The following is a 17844-nucleotide window of genomic DNA, read 5'->3' on the forward strand; positions in this document are numbered from 1 at the left end:
GCCGGAGGAACAACAATGCCGCACTACATGTTTCGCTGGCGCTATTCGGGGAAAGCCATCCACGATATCTGCGCCAGCCCAGAAGACCGTAGTCACCTAGTCAAGGTGATGGTGGAGGATTTCAAAGGCAAACTCATCTGCTTTTTCTACAGGCTCGGTGAGTTTCATGGACTTCTGATCGCGGACTTTCCGAACAACGAGACCGCCAGAGCCTGTGCGATGTCAGCTGTCACAACCAAGGGCTTCGCCAGATTCGAGGTTCTGCCCCTCATGACCGCGGAAGAGACCCGGGAAACGATGCAGATCGCCCATGACACACAATCCGCCTACTATGTTTATAATTCTGCCCTGCGCGGCGGACAGCCGGAAGAAGCAACCGGGAAAGACCGTTAATCCTTCTCCCACTGGTCCAGGCGAACTTTACGCCCCACGCCGTCAGAAACGAGGAACAGCGCCATGCAGCACTTCAAATTCCGTTGGCGGTACAACGCTCAATCGCTCCAGGGAATTATCTCATATCCCGAGAACCGGACCCATCTCATCAAGACGCTGATTGAGGATTTTCAAGGGGAACTCCTCCATTTCTACACGACAATGGGCGAGTTTCACTCGTTTTGCATCGCCAAATTTCCCGACAGCATATCCGCCTGGGCCTGCGCCTTGGCCAGCCAAGCGACGGAGGGCTTCGACATCTACGAAGTTGAGCCGCTGTTGACAAATGAGGAAGGCAAAGCGGCCATGGAGATGGAGAAGAACACGCATTCCGCTTATTTCATCTACCGCTCCGCCATCCATCCCCCTGCAACGCCGGGAAGCGACACCGAATCGTCTCCGCTGCTCTAGCAACACTACGGGAATCGCCCGGGGCAGCCCTTGAATCGTCAATATCCGATCCATATATCGGACATTGACGATGCAGAACTCACTCCCGCTTAATTTCGACGAAGCGCTGAAAGCCCTCGCCAACCCTGTGCGACGGAAGATCCTGTCCGGGCTGAAAACCCCGGAGACGAACTTCCCCGGCCAGGAACACCCTTATGCGCTCGGCGTCTGCGCCCAGCGCATCGAGGCGGCATGCGGGCTTTCGCAATCCACCGTCTCGGCGCATCTGGCCGTGCTGCATCAGGCCGGGTTGCTCACCAGCCACAAGATCGGCCAGTGGGTATTCTACCGGCGCGACGAAGCGGCCATCGCCACTTTTCTCAACCATCTAGGCCAAAGCCTTTAGGAGCCAGCCATGCCCAGCCTTTTCGATCCCCTCCAGCTCGGCGACCTTACCCTGCCGAACCGCATCATCATGGCCCCCCTCACCCGCTGCCGCGCCAGCGCCGGGCGCGTGCCCAACGCCATGATGGCCGAGTACTACGCCCAGCGCGCCGCTGCCGGGCTGATCATCTCGGAGGCCACAGCTGTCACTCCAATGGGCGTGGGCTACCCCGATACCCCCGGCCTGTGGAGCCAGGAGCAGGTGGAAGGCTGGAAGCTCATCACCAGCGCCGTGCACAAGGCGGGCGGGCACATCTTCGCCCAGCTCTGGCATGTGGGGCGCATTTCCGCCCCTCTCTACCTCAACGGAGAGTTGCCGGTGAGCGCCTCGGCCATCGCCGCCAAGGGGCATGTCAGCCTGGTGCGCCCGCTGCAGGACTACGTCACCCCCCGCGCGCTGGAGACCGACGAGCTGCCCGGCATCATCGAGGCCTACCGCAAGGCGGCGATGAACGCTCAGATGGCCGGGTTCGACGGCGTGGAAGTGCATGCCGCCAACGGTTACCTGCTCGACCAGTTCCTGCAAGACTCCACCAACAAGCGCACCGATGAATATGGCGGGCCGATCCAGAACCGCGCCCGGCTGCTGCTGGAGGTGACTGACGGTGTGGCCTCCGTGTTCGGGCCGGAATATGTCGGCGTCCATCTCGCCCCGCGTGGCGATAGCCACACCATGGGCGATTCCAACCCTCTCGCCACCTTCTCCTACGTGGCGCAGGAACTGGGCGAGCGCGGCATCGCCTTCATCTGCACCCGTGAACACCAGGGACCGGACTCGATCACCCCACAGCTGAAAAAGGCGTTCGGCGGCGTGGTCATCGCCAATGAGGGCTTCACTCTCGAATCGGCCCAGCAGGCGCTGGATGCCGGCGAAGCCGACGCCGTGGCTTGGGGCAAGGCGTTCATCGCCAACCCGGACCTCGTTGCCCGCCTAGCCAAGAAGGCGCCGCTGAACGAGCTGGATGCCGAGACCATGTATAGCTCCGGGCCCAAGGGTTATATCGACTATCCGACCCTGGAAGCGGTCACCGCGTAAGCGCGTCCCCGGCGGTCAGAACAGCTCGATCTGGCCGCCGGACTTCTTCTGCTCGCGCAGGAGGCCGTCCAGCACCAGCCACTCATAGCAGCGCACTTGGTTGCGGCCGTGCTGTTTAGCAACGTAGAGCGCCTCATCGGCCCGGCCGAAGGCGCTGGCTCCGGTATCGTCCGCCCGCACGGCGGAAAACCCGACACTGATCGTCACTCGCCCGACCTGGGGAAACACCGCCGACTGCACGGCATTGCGGAACGCTTCCAACCTGATCGCCGCCATCCCGAGCGGGGTATTGTGCAGGATGACGAGGAACTCCTCCCCGCCGAAGCGGAACACGCCCCCCATCTCGCCCAGGCAGCTTTCCATCAGCCGCCCCATGAGGATCAGTACCTCATCGCCATAGAGATGGCCGAATTCGTCGTTTATGCGCTTAAAGAAGTCGATATCCGCCACGGCGATGACTGCCTGCTCCTCCTGCACCGCCTGATGGAAATAGCTGTTGAAGCCCCGGCGGTTGAGCAGTCCGGTCAGCTCGTCCCGGTTGCCGTAATCGAGCAGCCCGGCATGGTTGTTGTAAACCCGGATGAGCCGCGAGACGGTCAGCGTTTCCGGGCGGGTCAGGCGCTCGGGCCGGAGGATTTCGATCACCCCGGTGGACCTGCCGCCTTCATGGATGGCAAAGACATAATGAAAGGCCCCGCCGACCTCATCCTCCACGCAGATGCTGTTGCCCATGGCCGGAATGCCTGGGAAAACGACGTTCTCCTCGCCAGTGGCGGCCCCTTCGGGCAAGATCAGGCGCCTGTGCATGTGTTTGCCTCCCCCGCCCAAGCCAGCGCGCCAGAGTACGAGGCGGCTGGCGCCAACCAGCTCACAGATGAGCTCGGCGAACATGGCCTCCAGCTCGCGCTTGTCGCGCAGATGGGTCAGATCGGCTACGGTATCGAGAATCTCTGTCATGGCTCGCGCTGCACGTTAGAGCCATTCAACTTTCAAATTCTTACCAACGGCGTAAATTTTTCCCCCGGGCAGCGAGAGAAGCGGATGCCATTTTCCACACGGCCATAGCCTTGTCGGCGCGAGGTTGGTATAGACCGCATCCATTAAATTTCCGAAGGTACCCGACCCATGGCCCGCCGCCGCCAGCTCTATGAAGGCAAAGCAAAAATCCTGTTCGAGGGCCCCGAGCCCGGCACGCTCGTGCAGTACTTCAAGGACGACGCCACCGCGTTCAACGCCCAGAAGAAGGGCACGATCACCGGCAAGGGCGTGCTGAACAACCGCATCAGCGAATTCCTGATGATCAAGCTGGCGGAAATCAACGTCCCCACGCATTTCATCCGCCGCCTGAACATGCGCGAGCAGCTGATCAAGGAAGTTGAGATCATCCCCATCGAGGTGGTGGTCCGCAACATCGCCGCCGGATCCATCGCGCAGCGCCTGGGCATCCCCGAGGGCACCCGCCTGCCGCGCTCGATCGTCGAGTATTACTACAAGAACGACCAGCTGAACGACCCGATGGTGGCCGAAGAGCATATCACCGCCTTCGGCTGGGCCACCCCGCAGGACATGGATGACATCATCCACCTCACCCTGCGCATCAACGACTTCCTCACCGGGCTGTTCCTGGGCGTCGGCATCACCCTGGTCGATTTCAAGATCGAGTTCGGCCGTCTGTACGAGAACGAGGACATGCGAATCGTCCTGGCCGACGAGATCAGCCCGGATAATTGCCGCCTTTGGGACGCCAAAACCAACGAGAAAATGGACAAGGACCGCTTCCGCCGCGACCTCGGCAAGATCGAGGAAGCCTATCAGGAAGTCGCCCGCCGCCTTGGCATTCTGCCCGAGGCCGGTGCGCGCGACATGAAGGGCCCGGAGACGATGCAGTAACCCTGCATCCCTCCCTCCCCCACTCAGCCAAGGATAGAACATGAAAGCCATCGTCACCGTCATGCTGAAGAACGGCGTGCTGGACCCGCAGGGCAAGGCCATCGGCCACGCCCTGCATAATCTCGGCTTCCCCCAGGTGGGCGAGGTCCGCATGGGCAAGATCATCGAGCTGGAATTGGCCGAGACCGACGCGGCCAAGGCCAAGACCGCCGCCGAGGACATGGCGCGCAAGCTGCTCGCCAATACCGTGATCGAAAGTTTCAAGGTCGAGATCGCGGCGTAAGCCGCATCCCCCGGAGCCGCCATGAAAGCCGCCATCCTCCTCTTCCCCGGCATCAATCGCGAGCGCGACATGGTGCTGGCCGTGCGCCAGAGTTTTGGCGTTGAGCCGCAAATCGTCTGGCACAAGGAAACCGAGCTCCCCGCCGGGACCGACCTCGTCATCCTGCCGGGCGGGTTCTCCTTCGGTGACTATCTGCGCTGCGGCGCGATGGCGGCGCAAAGCCCCATCATGCGCGCGGTGAAGGCCCATGCCGAACGCGGCGGCTACGTGCTGGGCGTGTGCAACGGCTTCCAGATTCTCACCGAGACAGGCCTGCTGCCCGGCGCGCTGCTGCGCAACGCGGGCCTGCGCTTCCTCTCCATGGACACGATGCTGCGCGTCGAGCGCAACGACACCGTGTTCACCAATAAGTGGGAGAAAGGTGCGGTCTTCCGCGCCCCGATGGCGCATGGCGACGGCAACTACACCGCCGACGAGGCCACGCTGGACCGGCTTGAGGGCGAAAACCTCGTCGCCTTCCGCTATGCCGATATCAACCGAAACGGCTCCGCCCGCAGCATCGCGGGCATCTTTGCCCCGAATCTGCGCGTGCTCGGCCTGATGCCGCACCCGGAAAACCTCGTCGATCCGCTGATGGGCGGCACCGACGGCAAACCCCTCTTCGACGCACTGGCCGCCGCATGACACACGTAAACGCCGAACTCGCCAAATCCTTCGGGCTGAACGCCGAGGAATGGGGCAAAGTCCTGGAGATCATGGGCCGCACGCCGAGCCTGACGGAGCTTGGCATCTTCTCGGTCATGTGGTCCGAGCATTGCTCCTACAAGTCCAGCCGCGTGTGGCTGAAGGAACTGCCGACCAAGGCCCCTTGGGTCATCCACGGCCCCGGCGAGAATGCCGGCGTGATCGACATCGGCGAGGGTCTGGCCGCCATCTTCAAGATGGAGTCGCATAACCACCCAAGCTTCATCGAGCCCTACCAGGGCGCCGCCACCGGCGTCGGCGGCATTCTGCGTGACGTGTTCACCATGGGCGCGCGGCCCGTGGCCAACCTGAACGCCCTGCGCTTCGGCGACCCGAAACTGCCCGTGACCAAGCGCGTGGTGGATGGCGTGGTGCGCGGCATCGGCGGCTACGGCAATTGCGTGGGCGTGCCGACCGTGGGCGGCGAGGTGAACTTCCACCCGGCCTATAACGGCAACCCGCTGGTCAACGCCATGACCGTGGGCATTGCCAAGCAGGATAAGATCTTCCTCTCGGCCGCCGCCGGTGTCGGCAATCCGGTGGTGTATGTCGGCTCCAAGACCGGGCGCGACGGCATCCACGGCGCGACCATGGCCAGCACCGAGTTCGATGCCGCTTCCGAGGATAAGCGCCCGACCGTGCAGGTCGGCGATCCGTTCACCGAGAAGCTGCTCATCGAGGCCTGCCTGGAACTGATGCAGACCGACGCCATCGTCGCCATTCAGGATATGGGCGCCGCCGGCCTCACCTCCTCCTCAGTCGAGATGGCCGGCAAGGGCGGCGTGGGCATCGAGCTGACCCTGGACGACGTGCCTCAGCGCGAAACCGGCATGACCGCCTATGAGATGATGCTCTCCGAGAGCCAGGAGCGCATGCTGCTGGTGCTGAAGCCGGAGCGTTCCGAGATGGCCCGCGCCATCATCGAGAAATGGGATCTGGACTACGCCGTCATCGGCCATATCACCGATACCGGGCGCATCGTGGTCAAGCACAAGGGCATGGTCGAAGCGGACATCCCGCTGGCCCCGCTCTCGGACGCCGCACCACTCTACCGCCGCCCGATTGCTGAGACGCCCAAGCCCGCCCCACTCGGCGCGGTGGACCTATCCGCCCCGCTGGATGAGGCGCTGCTGAAGCTGATCGCCAGCCCCGACCTCTGCTCGCGCCGCTGGATCTTCGACCAGTATGACAGCACCGTGGGCGGCCAGACGGTGAAGCGCCCCGCGCAGGCGGATGCAGCCATCGTCAAGCTGGAAGACACCAAGCGCGCTTTGGCCGTCACCGCGGACTGCACCCCGCGCTACTGCGTGGCCGACGCCGAACAAGGTGGTGCCCAGGCCGTGGCCGAGGCGTGGCGCAACATCACCGCCACCGGTGCGCTACCGCTGGCCGTGACCGACAACATGAATTTCGGCAACCCCGAGAAGCCCGAGATCATGGGCCAGTTCGCCAGTGCCATCAAAGGCATGGCGGCGGCCTGTAAGGCGCTGGACTTCCCGGTCGTCTCCGGCAACGTGTCTCTCTATAATGAGACCGAAGGTCGCCCGATCCTGCCTACCCCGGCCATCGGCGCTGTGGGCGTGCTGGAGGATGCCGCCCAGGCTGCGGGCTACGGCCTCACCTCCGGGCTGGAACTGGTGCTGGTCGGGGCGACTAAGGGCGAGCTTGGCCGCTCGCTGTATCTCCGCGAGATCCTGGGCCGCGAGGATGGTGCGCCGCCGGTGGTGGACCTCGCCGCCGAGCGCAAGAACGGCGACTTCGTCCGCGCCCAGATCCTGGCCGGGAAGGTTGCCGCCAGCCATGACGTCTCCGATGGCGGCGTGCTGGTCGCGGTGGCCGAGATGGCCCTGGCTGGCGAGGCCGGCGCCGAGCTGACAGCGCAAGGCGATGCCGCGTTCTGGTTCGGCGAGGACCAAGCCCGCTATGTGCTGGCCGTAACCAACACCGCCGCCCTGCTGGAAGCTGCACGGGAGGCTGGTATTCCGGCAGAGCGTATCGGCCATACCGTCGCGACAGAAAAATTGACACTGCCTAACGGCATTGCCATATCCTTGACACAGTTGCGCGAGGCCCATGAAGGGTTCTTTCCGCAGTGGTTCGCCTGAAAAGGGGCGCAGAAACGAATGGCAATGCTCGCAAGTGAAATCGAGGCTCTGATCAAGGCCGCCTTCCCAGACGCCAAGATCGAGATTGAGGATCTGGCTGGCGACAACGACCATTACGCGGCAACCGTGGTGTCCGAGGCGTTCCGGGGCGTGCCCCGCGTGCGCCAGCACCAAATGGTCTATGCCGCTCTGCAAGGCCGCATGGGCGGCGCACTTCACGCTTTGGCGCTGCAAACTTCAGCGCCCGATTAAAGGATTCTTGAAGCGAATGGACAACCCTGTTTTTGTTGAAATTCAGAGCCATATCGACGGTTCTGAAGTCATGCTGTTCATGAAGGGCACCCCGCTGTTCCCGCAATGCGGCTTCTCCGCCCGCGTGGTGCAGATCCTCAAGCACGCCGGAGTGCCGTTCGCCTCGGTGAACGTGCTGGAGAACCAGGAGGTCCGCGAGGGCATCAAGGAATTCTCCAACTGGCCGACCATTCCTCAGCTCTACATCAAGGGCGAGTTCATCGGCGGCTGCGATATCGTGACCGAGATGTTCCAGTCCGGCGAATTGCAGACCCTGCTGAACGAGAAAGGCATCCAGCAAAACGCTGCTTGAACGCGCTTTTTCTCCGGTGATCGCTTTCGTCACCGACGAACTGCCCAGGCCCGGCGCCGCCGGGCATCTGGCGCTGAACCATGCGATTATCGACTGGCTGCAGCAGGAAGGCTTCGCCGTAACCATCCTGCTCACCGGCTCCAGGCTGGCTTGGCCGGTGGAGCTTTATACCGAGGCCAGGGTGACAGGGCCGCATGTCACCCAGTTTGGCTCTTATCTCGGCGCCCTCTCCCCGCCTACCATGCTCGGCATTGGCCTGCGCGCATTGCTCCGCCGCCTGCCTCCGGCGCTCGCCGCACGGCTGCGCCGCGCCCGGCACAATGCCGATGCGGTACTCGGCAGTTTCCCCAGCCCCTCCGATCTGCGCTGGTGCGCCCGCGCCATCGACCGGCTGCAACCACAGGCCGTGCTCATCGACACGGTCTTCCGCGCTCCGCTTCTGGGCGAGCCGGAACTTGCCGGGCTGAACAGCATCGTCATCACCCATGACGTCTTCCACCGTCGCGCCCAGGCGCTCTCGGCGGCCGGCTACCATGTGTTGCCGGAAAATTTTTCCCGCATCCGGGAAGCCACCCTGCTCGGCCGCGCCAGATCTATCGCCGCGATTCAGCCAGAGGAAGCGGAGGTGCTGCGTGCCATGTGCCCAGCACGCAATATCTTCACCGCCCCCATGCCTGCCCTGCCCTGCCCTCCGCCGCCCGCAACCCAGCGCATCCCTGGCAGGCTGATCTTCGTCGGCAGTGACTCGTTGCCGAACCTGGACGGGCTGCGCTGGTTCTTCGCGGAGATCTGGCCACAGCTTCACCCGCATGGGCTGACGCTGGACCTTGTGGGCGATTGCGGAAAGGCCCTCCCCCGCTTGCCGCAAGGCGTAAAAGCGTGGGGGCGCGTTGCCTCGCTGGCGCCTCTGCTGCACCGGGCCTCGTTGGCCATCTCGCCGCTGCGTACAGGATCCGGGCTCAAGATCAAGCTGCTCGACTACGCCCGGCACGGCCTCTACACCATCGCCACGCCACCGAGTCTGCAAGGCTTCTACCTCGACGCCGACTCCCCCTTCATCATGGCCGGCAGCGCCAATATCTTCGCGCAGGCTGTGCTGCGGCATGTCGCCACGCCGCCGCAGCCCAATGCGGCGCTCGCTTATGTCACCCTGCATTACGGCATGGCGGCCAGCTTCGCCGGGTTGCGCGCCGCCCTCACACCGGGAGTGGCGGCGGCAACACAGAGCGACCTGCGCTCGCTGAAGCTCTAAAACTAGCGCCACATAAGCATCATGCAATGTTAACAGCGCTGTAACAGCTTTCTACCGCCGCATCCCTTAACTGCCCTCACGGATACCGGCTAACAGCACGTTAAGCTACCGTTCATGACGACGAACAGAGAGGCTGTAAGTGAACAAACAATATATCTTCCGGGGCAAGCTGCAGAAGCGTACGGCATCCCGTGCCGTTATGCTTGGTTTGGTTGCCAGCATTGTCCTGGCGCCAACAGCCTTCGCGGAAGGCATTGGCCTCACACGGGGAAATGCGATCTTTAACGGTGGAATCACCATGATTTCCGCATGGTAAACGAGCCCACTGTCGGCACATGCAACAAAACTTTGCCTAAATATTTAAAAAATCCATTTTTATTCCATTAACCATCGCAACGCAGTGTCGGGCACATGACTATCCAGGCGTGCCATGACCGAGCTTAATGTTCCCACCCTCGAAAACCCGGCCTCACAACAATCCGTGCGAGAGCTGCGCCAGCGCAACGCACGGCGCGAGGTTACCGAACGCCGGCGCATGACCGAGCGCCTGCGTAAAGCCCTGGTGACAGAGGGCTTCGTCCTGCATTACCAGCCTATCATCACGCTAAGCACCGGCTTTGCCCGCGGCGCGGAAACCCTGGTGCGGCTGCGCCATTCCCGCCGCGGTTTCGTCCCCGCCCAGCATTTCATGCCCATCGCTGAACGCTCCGACATCATCACCAGCCTCGCGGGCTGGACCTTGCGCGAAGCCTGCCGCCACGCCGCCACCTGGCCGGCGCATTTCACCACCTCCATGGCGTTGTCCTTGCCGCATCTGCAAAGCGGGCAGCTCATCCGCCAGCTCCTCGAGTCGCTGAATCAGTCGGGCCTCGCCCCCGAGCGGCTGGAACTGGAAATCGCCGAGCCCGCGTTGCTTGACAGCAATGATGACACAGTGTTCGCGCTGAAGGCTCTGCAGGGCCTTGGCGTGCGGCTGGCGTTGAACAATTTCGGCACCTTCTATGCCAGCCTGAGCGCGCTCAAGCGCCTGCCCTTCTCCACGCTGCGGCTGGACCGCTCTTTGGTGCAAAACCTCGATGAGGATTCGGGTAACGCCATCGTCCGCGCCGTCATCAACGCCGGGCACGCCCTGGGCCAAACCGTGCTGGCCGAAGGCGTGGAGAACGAGACGCAGTACCAAATTCTGGTGGATCTCGGCGCCGATGAGGGCCAGGGCCTCTATTTTGGCCCGCCCGTGGGGCCGGACGAAATGGCTGCCATGTTCGCACCGGCCTGAATGGCTTTGAACATGGCGGGCAATCGGGCATAAGCCTTGGCTTATGACGAATGATCCAGCCGAACAGGCGATCCTCACCACGCTCGCCGCACGCGGGCCGAATAAATCCATCTGCCCGACCGAAGCCGCCCGTGCCCTGGCCGGCAACCCGGCGGACGATAGCTGGCGCAAGAGCCTTGCCCCGGTGAAGCTGGCGGCGCAGCGCTTGGCCCGCGAAGGGCGCATCGAGATCCTGCGCAAGGGCAAGCCCATCAGCCCGGACGTGCTGCATGGCGTACTCCGCCTGCGCCTGAAGCAGGAAGACTGACATGCGCGAGCGGCTCACCAATTTCCTCACGGGCCTCGCCGAGGCCTGGAGCCTCGCCAAGCCCTATTTCACCTCCGAGGAACGCTGGGTCGCTCGCGGCCTGCTTGCCGCCATTGTCACGCTCAACCTGATGCTGGTCGGGTTGAACGTGGTGCTCACCTACTGGAACCGCGACTTCTTTGCCGCCATCCAGGTGTATGACGAAAAGACCGTGGTACATCTGCTGTACTACCTGTACATTATCCCGCCCGGCTCCACCCGCCCCATGCCGGGCTTCGCCGAGTTGGTCGTCGTTTACATCCTCATCGCGGTGTACGCCTTCTATCTCAACCAGATGCTGCAGATTAAATGGCGGCAATGGTTGACGACGCATTATGTTGAGAACTGGCTGACCGACCGCGCCTATTACACCATCAGCCTCAGCCACAACCCCGGCGCCGTTATCGATAACCCGGACCAGCGCATCTCCGAGGATCTGCGGGATTTCACCGCCAATTCGCTGGCGCTGGGCATGGATTTCATCTCCAACGTCGTCACGCTGTTCAGCTTTGTCTTCGTGCTCTACGCCATCTCCGGCTCAATCACGGTTCTTGGTGTCACGATCCACGGCTACATGCTCTGGGTTGCGGTGCTGTACTCCGCCATCGGCACGGCAATCACGCAGCTTATCGGCCGCAAGCTGGTGCCGCTCTCCTTCAGCCAGCAGCGGCTGGAGGCGAATTTCCGCTACGGGCTCGTGCGCGTGCGCGAGAACCCAGAGGCCATCGCCCTCTCGCGCGGCGAGGGGGACGAGCAGATCACCCTGCGCGAGCGCTTCCAGGCGGTACGGGATAATTTCTGGGCGATCATGCGCCGGACCAAGCTGCTAAACTTCTTCACCATCGGCTTCACGCAGATCGCCAATATCTTCCCACTGGTGGTCATCCTGCCGCGCTATTTCGCCAAGCTGATCGGCCTGGGCGAGCTATCGCAGATCCCCATGGTGTTCGGCCAAGTGCAGGGTGCGTTGTCCTGGTTCATCACCTCCTACCCCAACCTTGTGGCGTGGCGCGCAACCGTCTCGCGTTTGCATGGCTTCCGCGAGGCGATGGTCGCCGCACGTGCCGCCGCCGTTGGCGGGCCACGTTTGGGCCAGCCGGGCACGGCACTGGTGCTGGACAACCTTACCCTGACCCTGCCCGATGGCCGCAAACTACTGGACCATGCCAGCCTCACCTTGCCGCCAGGCGAGAAGATCACCGTCACTGGCCCGTCCGGCTCCGGCAAATCCACGCTGTTCCGCGCCATCGCCGGCATCTGGCCCTTTGGCGGCGGGCAGATCACCCCGCCCTCCGGCAGCCTCATGTTCCTGCCGCAGAAGCCTTATTTCCCGCTCGGCAGCCTCAAGCGCAGCATCGCCTATCCGGCGCAGGACAGCACGATCAGCGACGATATGGCCCTGGATGCGCTCTCGGCGCTGGGCCTGGGACATTTGGCCTCCCGGCTACATGAGGCTGGCAATTGGGGGCTGCAGCTCTCGGGCGGCGAGCAACAGCGCCTAGCTCTGGCACGCGCGCTTGTCGCGACACCCGATTGGCTGTTCCTGGACGAGGCCACCTCGGCACTGGACCAGGAACTGGCCGCCAAGGTGCAAGCCACGCTGACCAAGCGGCTGCCGCATACCACCATCGTCGCCATCAGCCATCATGACGGAGCGGGCCAACGGCAGCTGCATCTGGCGGATGGCGTTCTGACCCCCGCCGCCGAACCCGTGGCCTAACGCGAGAGCCTGATTCCCACCATCCGGCTGGCAATACGCTGCCGGATGGTCTCCAGCTCCGGCCCGGAGGTGCAGAGCGGCGCGCAGCTCTCCGCTTCCCGCCTAGCCTGCATGGCTGCGGGCAGGGCAATGACCGCGTCCTCCGCATTGTCGAACACGCTGCGATGCCCGGTATCGAGGAAACTTTCCACTGGCGCCGCCTCGGCAAAGATGACGCCATGGCACAGCAGTTCGATATGGTAATAGGTTACCCGCCTTGCGCCGTGATCCTGGCGGATATTGGCCCAGTTGATCAGCGCCTTGGCCGGAACCAGCATGCCGTCGAGATACAACGCATGATCGGGCGAGAGCCGTAGCTCATGGGCTGGTATGCCATCGCCCAGCGCACCGGGTTCGATGACCACGGGCCGCACCAACTCGGGCCGCAACTGCGTGGCGATTTCAACCTCCCGCCGCCCGATCCAGATAATTGGCCGTTCCTCCCCCTCGTGGGTGATGACCAGATCCCCCTCGCGCAGTTCCTCGACCGGCACCTCACCGCGCGGGGTGAGGATGCGCGTTCCCGAAACGAAACAGGGGTTCACCGGCGTATCGGTGACGAACACGCCATCGATGTAGGGATGGTTGCTGTTCGGGTTCTCACGGATATCGGAGAAGCTGAGGACCAGCGTGGCGCTGTTGGCGGCGCTGCCGAACAGCCCGACGGCCATTTCGTCGATAATGTGCTGCTCATTGGCATTGAGCGTGAACGGCGTGCCAGGACCGGGCCGTACCGTGCCATCGACGATCAGAATCGTATCCGCGCTAGCGGCCGCCAGCGTGGCAAAACCCGCGAACTCGGCATTATCGGCTGCCGCAGTGCTGGCCACGTCCAGTTCCGAGAACAGACTCTTGATGACCTGCAGCGTCACCTGATCGCCTGGAATACCGTAATTCCAGGGCTGGAAGTTCAGCACCGTACCGCCGAAATAGGCGCTGGTGGACAGCGTGCCGTTAACCGTGGCGGTGTTCACCCCCATGGCTCCGTTGGTGAAGATCAGCACGCCGCTATCATCGGTATTGTTGAGGAACTCGATATTCATGCCGACCGTCAGCGGCTGCGTGATGGTCAACGTGCCGCCGGACGCTATGCTGTAACTCGCCATGCCCGTTCCCGCAGGCCAAAAGGCGTTCAGCACAACCATAGCGCCGAATCAACTTAAGGCAACTTACCGCAGATTGTATCTTATCCGGTTAACGAATCAACAAACGGGGTTAAAGAATAAACCCGCCGCCAAGCACGCGTGTGCCGTCGTAAAACACCGCCGCTTGGCCGGGCGCGGCAAGGGCCGGTTCCTCCAGATGCAGCACCGCGCCGCTCCCGTCCGGGACAATCCGCGCCGGGTGCAACGTATCCCGCGCCCGCAGCTTCACCGCCGCATGCAACTCGCGCGGCTCCACCAGCCAGTTCACGTCACGCAGCCGTACCGTGGGGCTCTGCACCCCGCGCGGGCCGACGACGATGCGCCGTGTCCCCGGTTCGATCTTCTTTACCACCATATGCGCGGCCGTATCCGGCAGGCGCTTGGCCTGGCCGATGGTGTAACGGGCGATGCCTTGATGCTGGCCGAGCACGCGACCATCCTCGGCTACGACATCCCCCGCTTCCAGCGCGTCCGGACGGTATTTCTCCACGATCCCGGCATAGGTGCCGGAGGGGACGAAGCAGATATCCTGGCTATCCGCCTTGTCGGCCACGGCGAGGCCCATCTCCGCCGCAATGGCGCGGACTTCGGCCTTCGAGGCATAGTCGCCCAGCGGAAACCGGCAAAATTCCAGTTGCTCGCGTGTGGTGGCGAAAAGGAACCAGCTCTGGTCGCGGCTATCATCCACGGCCTTGTGCATCTCGGCGCCGTTGGGGCCTTCAAACCGGCGCACATAGTGGCCGGTGGCCATCGCCTCGGCGCCCAGCCCGCGCGCCATCTCCAGCAGATCCCCGAATTTCAGGTGCTGGTTGCAGGCGATGCAGGGGACAGGAGTCTGGCCACCGGCGTAGGAATCGGCGAAGGCGGAGATCACGCTCTGCTGGAAGCGTGCCTCCGAGTCGATGACATAATGGGCAATGCCGAGCCGGTCCGCGACACGCTTGGCATCGTGGATGTCCTGCCCGGCGCAACACGCGCCCTTACGGCCCACGGCCGCGCCATGGTCGTAGAGCTGCAGCGTCACGCCAATCACCTCATGCCCGGCGCGCGCCATAAGCCCGGCGACCACCGAACTATCGACCCCGCCGGACATGGCGACCACAACCTTCATGGCTTGTCTCAGCCCGCCTTCTTGCTGGGCGGCAGACGCACGGTGAGGCCGTCCAGCGCCTCGGTGATGGTGATCTGGCAGCCGAGACGCGAGGTCTTCTCCAGCCCGAACGCCACGTCCAGCATGTCCTCTTCGTCCTCGGAGGGGGATTTCAGCTTATCGAACCACTCCGGCGCGATGATCACATGGCAGGTGGAGCAGGCCAGCGAGCCTTCGCATGCGCCTTCCAGATCCACGCCATGCTTGTGGGCCACCTCGAGCACGGAGAGCCCAAGCGGGGCCTCCACCTCACGCGGCTGGCCGTTACGTTCGATAAAAGTCATTTTCGGCATATGCAAAACCTTGAATACTGTGGGGGCGTCGTTAAGCCGAAGCGGCCTGCGGGCGCAAGGCTCGTTTCGCCATGGTGGCATAGGCAGCCGCAAAACGCTCCACCGCCCCCTCCGTCACATCCCAGGGCAGAGAGACGCGGATGGCTTGACCCGCAAGCTCGCCCTGGCCCATGGCGGCCAGCACATGGCTGGAAGTGACCTTGCCTGAAGAGCAGGCCGAACCGGCCGAAACCGCGATTCCGGCCATGTCCAGCGCGATGAGCTGGGTATCGGCCCGCACGCCCGGTAGCGCCAGACAGATGGTGTTGGGCAGACGCGGCGCCCCGGCCCCCATCACCACCGCCCCTGAGGCGATAGCAGCGGCTTCCATCGCATCACGATACGCGGCAATCCGTTCGGCCTCGTAGGGTTCGCCCAAAACCACCGCCAGCGCAGCGATGGCCGGGAGCGGCGGCGTGCCGCCACGGCGCCCCAGCTCCTGCCCGCCGCCGCGCATCAGCGGGTTGATTTCCAGCCCCTTGCGCGTGACCAGCGCCCCGGCCCCCATCACCCCGCCGAATTTATGGCCGGAGAGGGCGAAGCTCGCCGCCCCCAGCGCAAGCCAATCCTGGTTGCAGCGCCCAATGGCCTGCACGGCATCCACATGCAGCAACGCTCCATGCGCCGCGCAAAGCCGCCCTGCCGCCGCGATGTCATGCAGCACGCCGGTCTCGTTATTCGCTGCCATCAGGCAGAGCAGGGCATCGGGATGCATCGTCAGCAGCGCATTCAGCGCCGCAAAATCAAGCGTGCCATCCACCAGCACTGGCACCGGCACCGCATCGGGCGCGGCGGCGCGGATGGAATCATGCTCGGTGGTGCCGGTCAGCACCGGCCGCCCTACCCCCAGCGCATGGATGGCCAGGGCATTGGCTTCCGTGGCCCCGGAGGTGAACACCACATCCTGGGGCCGCGAGTGGCAATGCTGGGCCACCGCCTCCCGCGCCTCTTCCAGCAGCTTACGTGCCGCCCGCCCCGCCGCATGAGTCGAGGACGGGTTGCCCAGCGTGTTCATCGCCGCCAGAGCTGCCTCACGCGCCGCGTGGCGCACCGGCTCTGTGGCATTGGCATCCAGATACAGCATTGCCTTTAAATCTCCGGCTGCTGGGCCGCCTGGCCCGCAATCCGCCCCTCCAGCGCGCTCAACTTGGCCCGGAGCAGCTCGACCTCATGGAAAAGCGGGTCCAAGCAGGGGTCGCAGGGCGTGCCATAGGCGTCGAAGCGTGGCTTGCCGGCCTCGCGCTCCACCGGGCGGGCGGGGATGCCAACCACCGTGGTCTCCGCCGCCACCGGGGCCACCACCACGGCGTTGGCGCCGATCCGCGCCCCGTCGCCAATCTCAATCGCCCCCAGCACCTTGGCCCCGGCCCCGATGATCACGTTATTGCCGATGGTCGGGTGGCGCGTGCCGCCTTTCAGGCTGGTCCCGCCCAAAGTCACCTGGTGGTAGATGAACACGTCATCGCCAATCTCGGCGGTCTCGCCGATCACCACGCCCATGCCGTGGTCGATGAGAAAGCGCCGGCCCAGCTTGGCGCCGGGGTGTATCTCGACACCCGTGAGAAACCGGCCGATATGCGAGATGAACCGCCCCAGCGTGCGCCAGCCCCGCCGCCAGCAGGCGCTGGCCACCAGATGAATCCCCACCGCGTGCAGCCCCGGATAGCAGAGCAGCACCTCGAGATTCGACCGGGCCGCAGGGTCGCGCTCCCGATATGCCCGGATCGTCTCCGCTAAAAACATAAGGGACATGCGAATTTCCGTGGATAAACAGCCGAGAAGCAGGCTATATTAACAGACCTGTGGGGAAACCCATCGTTAAACGTTTTGTAATGTCACGAAGCCGTGAGGAGCATTTAGTTATCTGGACCGATTAGGTCAACTTTCCGCTGGCCAAGGGCCTCGCCCTCGCCGGTTGTTTTTGCGGCTAAAGCTCTTCTTTAGCGAATTTCCGTATGCTGTTGATGAAAGACGAGTCAGAGAATGCCTGAAGTGATGTTTGCCGGCCCGGAAGGCCGCCTTGAGGGTCGCTACCACCACGCCAAGGAGCGTGGCGCCCCGCTGGCGCTGGTGCTGCACCCGCACCCGCTCCACGGCGGCACCATGAACAACCGCATCACCTACACCATGTACCAGGTGTTCCAACGCCTGGGTTTCTCCGTCATGCGCTTCAACTTCCGCGGCGTGGGCCGTAGCCAGAGCAAGTTCGACGGTGGCATGGGCGAGATTAACGACGCCGCGGCGGCGCTGGACTGGATGCAGGCGCTCAATCCCGGCCATGGCGGCCTGTGGATCGCCGGTTATTCCTTCGGCGCCTTCGTGGGCATGCAACTGCTGATGCGCCGCCCGGAAGTCTCCGGCTGGGTCTCCGTCGCCCCGCCGGCGGCGCATTATGATTTCGGGTTCCTTGCCCCCTGCCCTTGCGGCGGGCTGATGATTCATGGCGATGCCGACGAGCTGGTGCCGGAGAATTCCGTGCGCAAGCTGGTGGACAAGCTCAACCTGCAGAAGGGCGTGGCCATTGACTACCGCGTGTTCGAGGGAGCGGACCACGTGTTCGCCAACCATGCGGACAAGGTGGCCGAGGCGGTTGAGGGTTACGTGACCCAGCAACTCGCCCGCAAGCAGATGGCCCTTGCGGCGGATTAATTCCGCC

General features: G+C 63.6%; 21 protein-coding genes. 15 read left to right on the top strand and 6 right to left on the bottom strand.

The annotated features are described in order from the left end of the window. The first annotated feature begins 15 nt into the window (after window positions 1-15). The 4 genes from HNP71_RS00380 to HNP71_RS00395 all read left to right on the top strand — a co-directional run bounded on the left by HNP71_RS00380 (window position 16) and on the right by HNP71_RS00395 (window position 2302). Window positions 16-393 carry a GYD domain-containing protein gene (locus tag HNP71_RS00380; protein ID WP_183264872.1) on the top strand — a complete coding sequence of 126 codons (378 nt, stop codon included), beginning with the start codon at window positions 16-18 and terminating at the stop codon, window positions 391-393. 63 nt (window positions 394-456) lie between these two features. Next, window positions 457-843, top strand: a complete 387-nt coding sequence (locus HNP71_RS00385; protein WP_183264873.1) for a GYD domain-containing protein — start codon at window positions 457-459, stop codon at window positions 841-843. Window positions 844-913: 70 nt separating this feature from the next. Further along, on the top strand, window positions 914-1228 hold the full coding sequence (locus HNP71_RS00390; RefSeq protein ID WP_183264874.1) for an ArsR/SmtB family transcription factor: 315 nt from the start codon (window positions 914-916) through the stop codon (window positions 1226-1228). A gap of 9 nt (window positions 1229-1237) precedes the next feature. Next, window positions 1238-2302, top strand: a complete 1065-nt coding sequence (locus HNP71_RS00395) for an alkene reductase (RefSeq protein WP_183264875.1) — start codon at window positions 1238-1240, stop codon at window positions 2300-2302. 15 nt (window positions 2303-2317) lie between these two features. Here HNP71_RS00395 and HNP71_RS00400 read toward each other — a convergent pair whose 3' ends face one another. After that, a complete protein-coding gene (locus tag HNP71_RS00400) occupies window positions 2318-3259 on the bottom strand; it encodes a GGDEF domain-containing protein (RefSeq protein ID WP_183264876.1) in 942 nt (313 codons plus the stop codon). Window positions 3260-3427: 168 nt separating this feature from the next. Between HNP71_RS00400 and purC the strand changes: the two genes are divergently transcribed. From purC to HNP71_RS00450, 10 genes are all read left to right on the top strand, one after another. After that, window positions 3428-4192, top strand: a complete 765-nt coding sequence (gene purC, locus HNP71_RS00405; RefSeq protein ID WP_183264877.1) for a phosphoribosylaminoimidazolesuccinocarboxamide synthase — start codon at window positions 3428-3430, stop codon at window positions 4190-4192. Window positions 4193-4232: 40 nt separating this feature from the next. Next, a complete protein-coding gene (purS, locus tag HNP71_RS00410; protein ID WP_183264878.1) occupies window positions 4233-4475 on the top strand; it encodes a phosphoribosylformylglycinamidine synthase subunit PurS in 243 nt (80 codons plus the stop codon). 21 nt (window positions 4476-4496) lie between these two features. Next, window positions 4497-5159 carry a phosphoribosylformylglycinamidine synthase subunit PurQ gene (gene purQ, locus HNP71_RS00415; RefSeq protein WP_183264879.1) on the top strand — a complete coding sequence of 221 codons (663 nt, stop codon included), beginning with the start codon at window positions 4497-4499 and terminating at the stop codon, window positions 5157-5159. Further along, entirely contained in the window at window positions 5156-7324 is a 2169-nt protein-coding gene (gene purL / locus HNP71_RS00420) for a phosphoribosylformylglycinamidine synthase subunit PurL (RefSeq protein WP_183264880.1), read from the top strand. Before purQ ends, purL begins: the two co-directional genes overlap by 4 nt. A gap of 18 nt (window positions 7325-7342) precedes the next feature. Further along, entirely contained in the window at window positions 7343-7576 is a 234-nt protein-coding gene (locus tag HNP71_RS00425; RefSeq protein ID WP_183264881.1) for a BolA family protein, read from the top strand. Between the two features lie 16 nt (window positions 7577-7592). Continuing rightward, window positions 7593-7928 (top strand): Grx4 family monothiol glutaredoxin, encoded by a 336-nt coding sequence (gene grxD, locus HNP71_RS00430; protein WP_183264882.1) that lies wholly within the window; start codon window positions 7593-7595, stop codon window positions 7926-7928. 16 nt (window positions 7929-7944) lie between these two features. Further along, entirely contained in the window at window positions 7945-9180 is a 1236-nt protein-coding gene (locus tag HNP71_RS00435; RefSeq protein WP_183264883.1) for a glycosyltransferase, read from the top strand. Between the two features lie 430 nt (window positions 9181-9610). Beyond that, window positions 9611-10456, top strand: coding sequence for an EAL domain-containing protein (locus tag HNP71_RS00440; protein WP_183264884.1), 846 nt, complete (start codon window positions 9611-9613; stop codon window positions 10454-10456). A gap of 43 nt (window positions 10457-10499) precedes the next feature. Then, window positions 10500-10763: a DUF3253 domain-containing protein gene (locus HNP71_RS00445; RefSeq protein WP_183264885.1), complete on the top strand. Its 264-nt coding sequence runs from the start codon at window positions 10500-10502 to the stop codon at window positions 10761-10763. 1 nt (window position 10764) lies between these two features. Beyond that, complete coding sequence (locus HNP71_RS00450) at window positions 10765-12522, top strand: ABC transporter ATP-binding protein/permease (RefSeq protein ID WP_183264886.1); 1758 nt, start codon at window positions 10765-10767, stop codon at window positions 12520-12522. On the opposite strand, the gene HNP71_RS00455 is transcribed toward HNP71_RS00450, so the two are convergent. From HNP71_RS00455 to cysE, 5 genes are all read right to left on the bottom strand, one after another. After that, window positions 12519-13667, bottom strand: coding sequence for a Hint domain-containing protein (locus HNP71_RS00455; protein WP_183264887.1), 1149 nt, complete (start codon window positions 13665-13667; stop codon window positions 12519-12521). The two genes, HNP71_RS00450 and HNP71_RS00455, sit on opposite strands and share 4 nt — an antisense overlap. A 109-nt stretch (window positions 13668-13776) precedes the next feature. Further along, entirely contained in the window at window positions 13777-14817 is a 1041-nt protein-coding gene (mnmA, locus tag HNP71_RS00460) for a tRNA 2-thiouridine(34) synthase MnmA (protein ID WP_183264888.1), read from the bottom strand. Between the two features lie 8 nt (window positions 14818-14825). Further along, the gene (locus tag HNP71_RS00465; RefSeq protein ID WP_183264889.1) at window positions 14826-15149 is read right to left on the bottom strand and encodes a ferredoxin family 2Fe-2S iron-sulfur cluster binding protein; all 324 of its coding nucleotides are present in this window, start codon (window positions 15147-15149) and stop codon (window positions 14826-14828) included. A gap of 31 nt (window positions 15150-15180) precedes the next feature. After that, window positions 15181-16272, bottom strand: coding sequence for a cysteine desulfurase family protein (locus HNP71_RS00470; protein WP_183264890.1), 1092 nt, complete (start codon window positions 16270-16272; stop codon window positions 15181-15183). A gap of 5 nt (window positions 16273-16277) precedes the next feature. Then, window positions 16278-16940 carry a serine O-acetyltransferase gene (gene cysE, locus HNP71_RS00475; RefSeq protein ID WP_183264891.1) on the bottom strand — a complete coding sequence of 221 codons (663 nt, stop codon included), beginning with the start codon at window positions 16938-16940 and terminating at the stop codon, window positions 16278-16280. Window positions 16941-17171: 231 nt separating this feature from the next. On the opposite strand from cysE, the gene HNP71_RS00480 reads away from it, so the two are divergent. After that, window positions 17172-17837, top strand: coding sequence for an alpha/beta hydrolase (locus HNP71_RS00480; protein WP_183264892.1), 666 nt, complete (start codon window positions 17172-17174; stop codon window positions 17835-17837). Window positions 17838-17844: the final 7 nt, after the last annotated feature.

Source organism: Acidocella aromatica, assembly GCF_014201825.1.
In the GTDB taxonomy this organism is placed as follows: domain Bacteria; phylum Pseudomonadota; class Alphaproteobacteria; order Acetobacterales; family Acetobacteraceae; genus Acidocella; species Acidocella aromatica.

Coding starts and splice junctions, on each gene's coding strand:
- HNP71_RS00380 (WP_183264872.1), top strand. CDS start 16: ATGCCGCACTACATGTTTCGCTGGCGCTATTCGGGGAAAGCCATCCAC.
- HNP71_RS00385 (WP_183264873.1), top strand. CDS start 457: ATGCAGCACTTCAAATTCCGTTGGCGGTACAACGCTCAATCGCTCCAG.
- HNP71_RS00390 (WP_183264874.1), top strand. CDS start 914: ATGCAGAACTCACTCCCGCTTAATTTCGACGAAGCGCTGAAAGCCCTC.
- HNP71_RS00395 (WP_183264875.1), top strand. CDS start 1,238: ATGCCCAGCCTTTTCGATCCCCTCCAGCTCGGCGACCTTACCCTGCCG.
- HNP71_RS00400 (WP_183264876.1), bottom strand. CDS start 3,259: ATGACAGAGATTCTCGATACCGTAGCCGATCTGACCCATCTGCGCGAC.
- purC (WP_183264877.1), top strand. CDS start 3,428: ATGGCCCGCCGCCGCCAGCTCTATGAAGGCAAAGCAAAAATCCTGTTC.
- purS (WP_183264878.1), top strand. CDS start 4,233: ATGAAAGCCATCGTCACCGTCATGCTGAAGAACGGCGTGCTGGACCCG.
- purQ (WP_183264879.1), top strand. CDS start 4,497: ATGAAAGCCGCCATCCTCCTCTTCCCCGGCATCAATCGCGAGCGCGAC.
- purL (WP_183264880.1), top strand. CDS start 5,156: ATGACACACGTAAACGCCGAACTCGCCAAATCCTTCGGGCTGAACGCC.
- HNP71_RS00425 (WP_183264881.1), top strand. CDS start 7,343: ATGGCAATGCTCGCAAGTGAAATCGAGGCTCTGATCAAGGCCGCCTTC.
- grxD (WP_183264882.1), top strand. CDS start 7,593: ATGGACAACCCTGTTTTTGTTGAAATTCAGAGCCATATCGACGGTTCT.
- HNP71_RS00440 (WP_183264884.1), top strand. CDS start 9,611: ATGACCGAGCTTAATGTTCCCACCCTCGAAAACCCGGCCTCACAACAA.
- HNP71_RS00445 (WP_183264885.1), top strand. CDS start 10,500: ATGACGAATGATCCAGCCGAACAGGCGATCCTCACCACGCTCGCCGCA.
- HNP71_RS00450 (WP_183264886.1), top strand. CDS start 10,765: ATGCGCGAGCGGCTCACCAATTTCCTCACGGGCCTCGCCGAGGCCTGG.
- HNP71_RS00455 (WP_183264887.1), bottom strand. CDS start 13,667: ATGGCGAGTTACAGCATAGCGTCCGGCGGCACGTTGACCATCACGCAG.
- mnmA (WP_183264888.1), bottom strand. CDS start 14,817: ATGAAGGTTGTGGTCGCCATGTCCGGCGGGGTCGATAGTTCGGTGGTC.
- HNP71_RS00465 (WP_183264889.1), bottom strand. CDS start 15,149: ATGCCGAAAATGACTTTTATCGAACGTAACGGCCAGCCGCGTGAGGTG.
- HNP71_RS00470 (WP_183264890.1), bottom strand. CDS start 16,272: ATGCTGTATCTGGATGCCAATGCCACAGAGCCGGTGCGCCACGCGGCG.
- cysE (WP_183264891.1), bottom strand. CDS start 16,940: ATGTCCCTTATGTTTTTAGCGGAGACGATCCGGGCATATCGGGAGCGC.
- HNP71_RS00480 (WP_183264892.1), top strand. CDS start 17,172: ATGCCTGAAGTGATGTTTGCCGGCCCGGAAGGCCGCCTTGAGGGTCGC.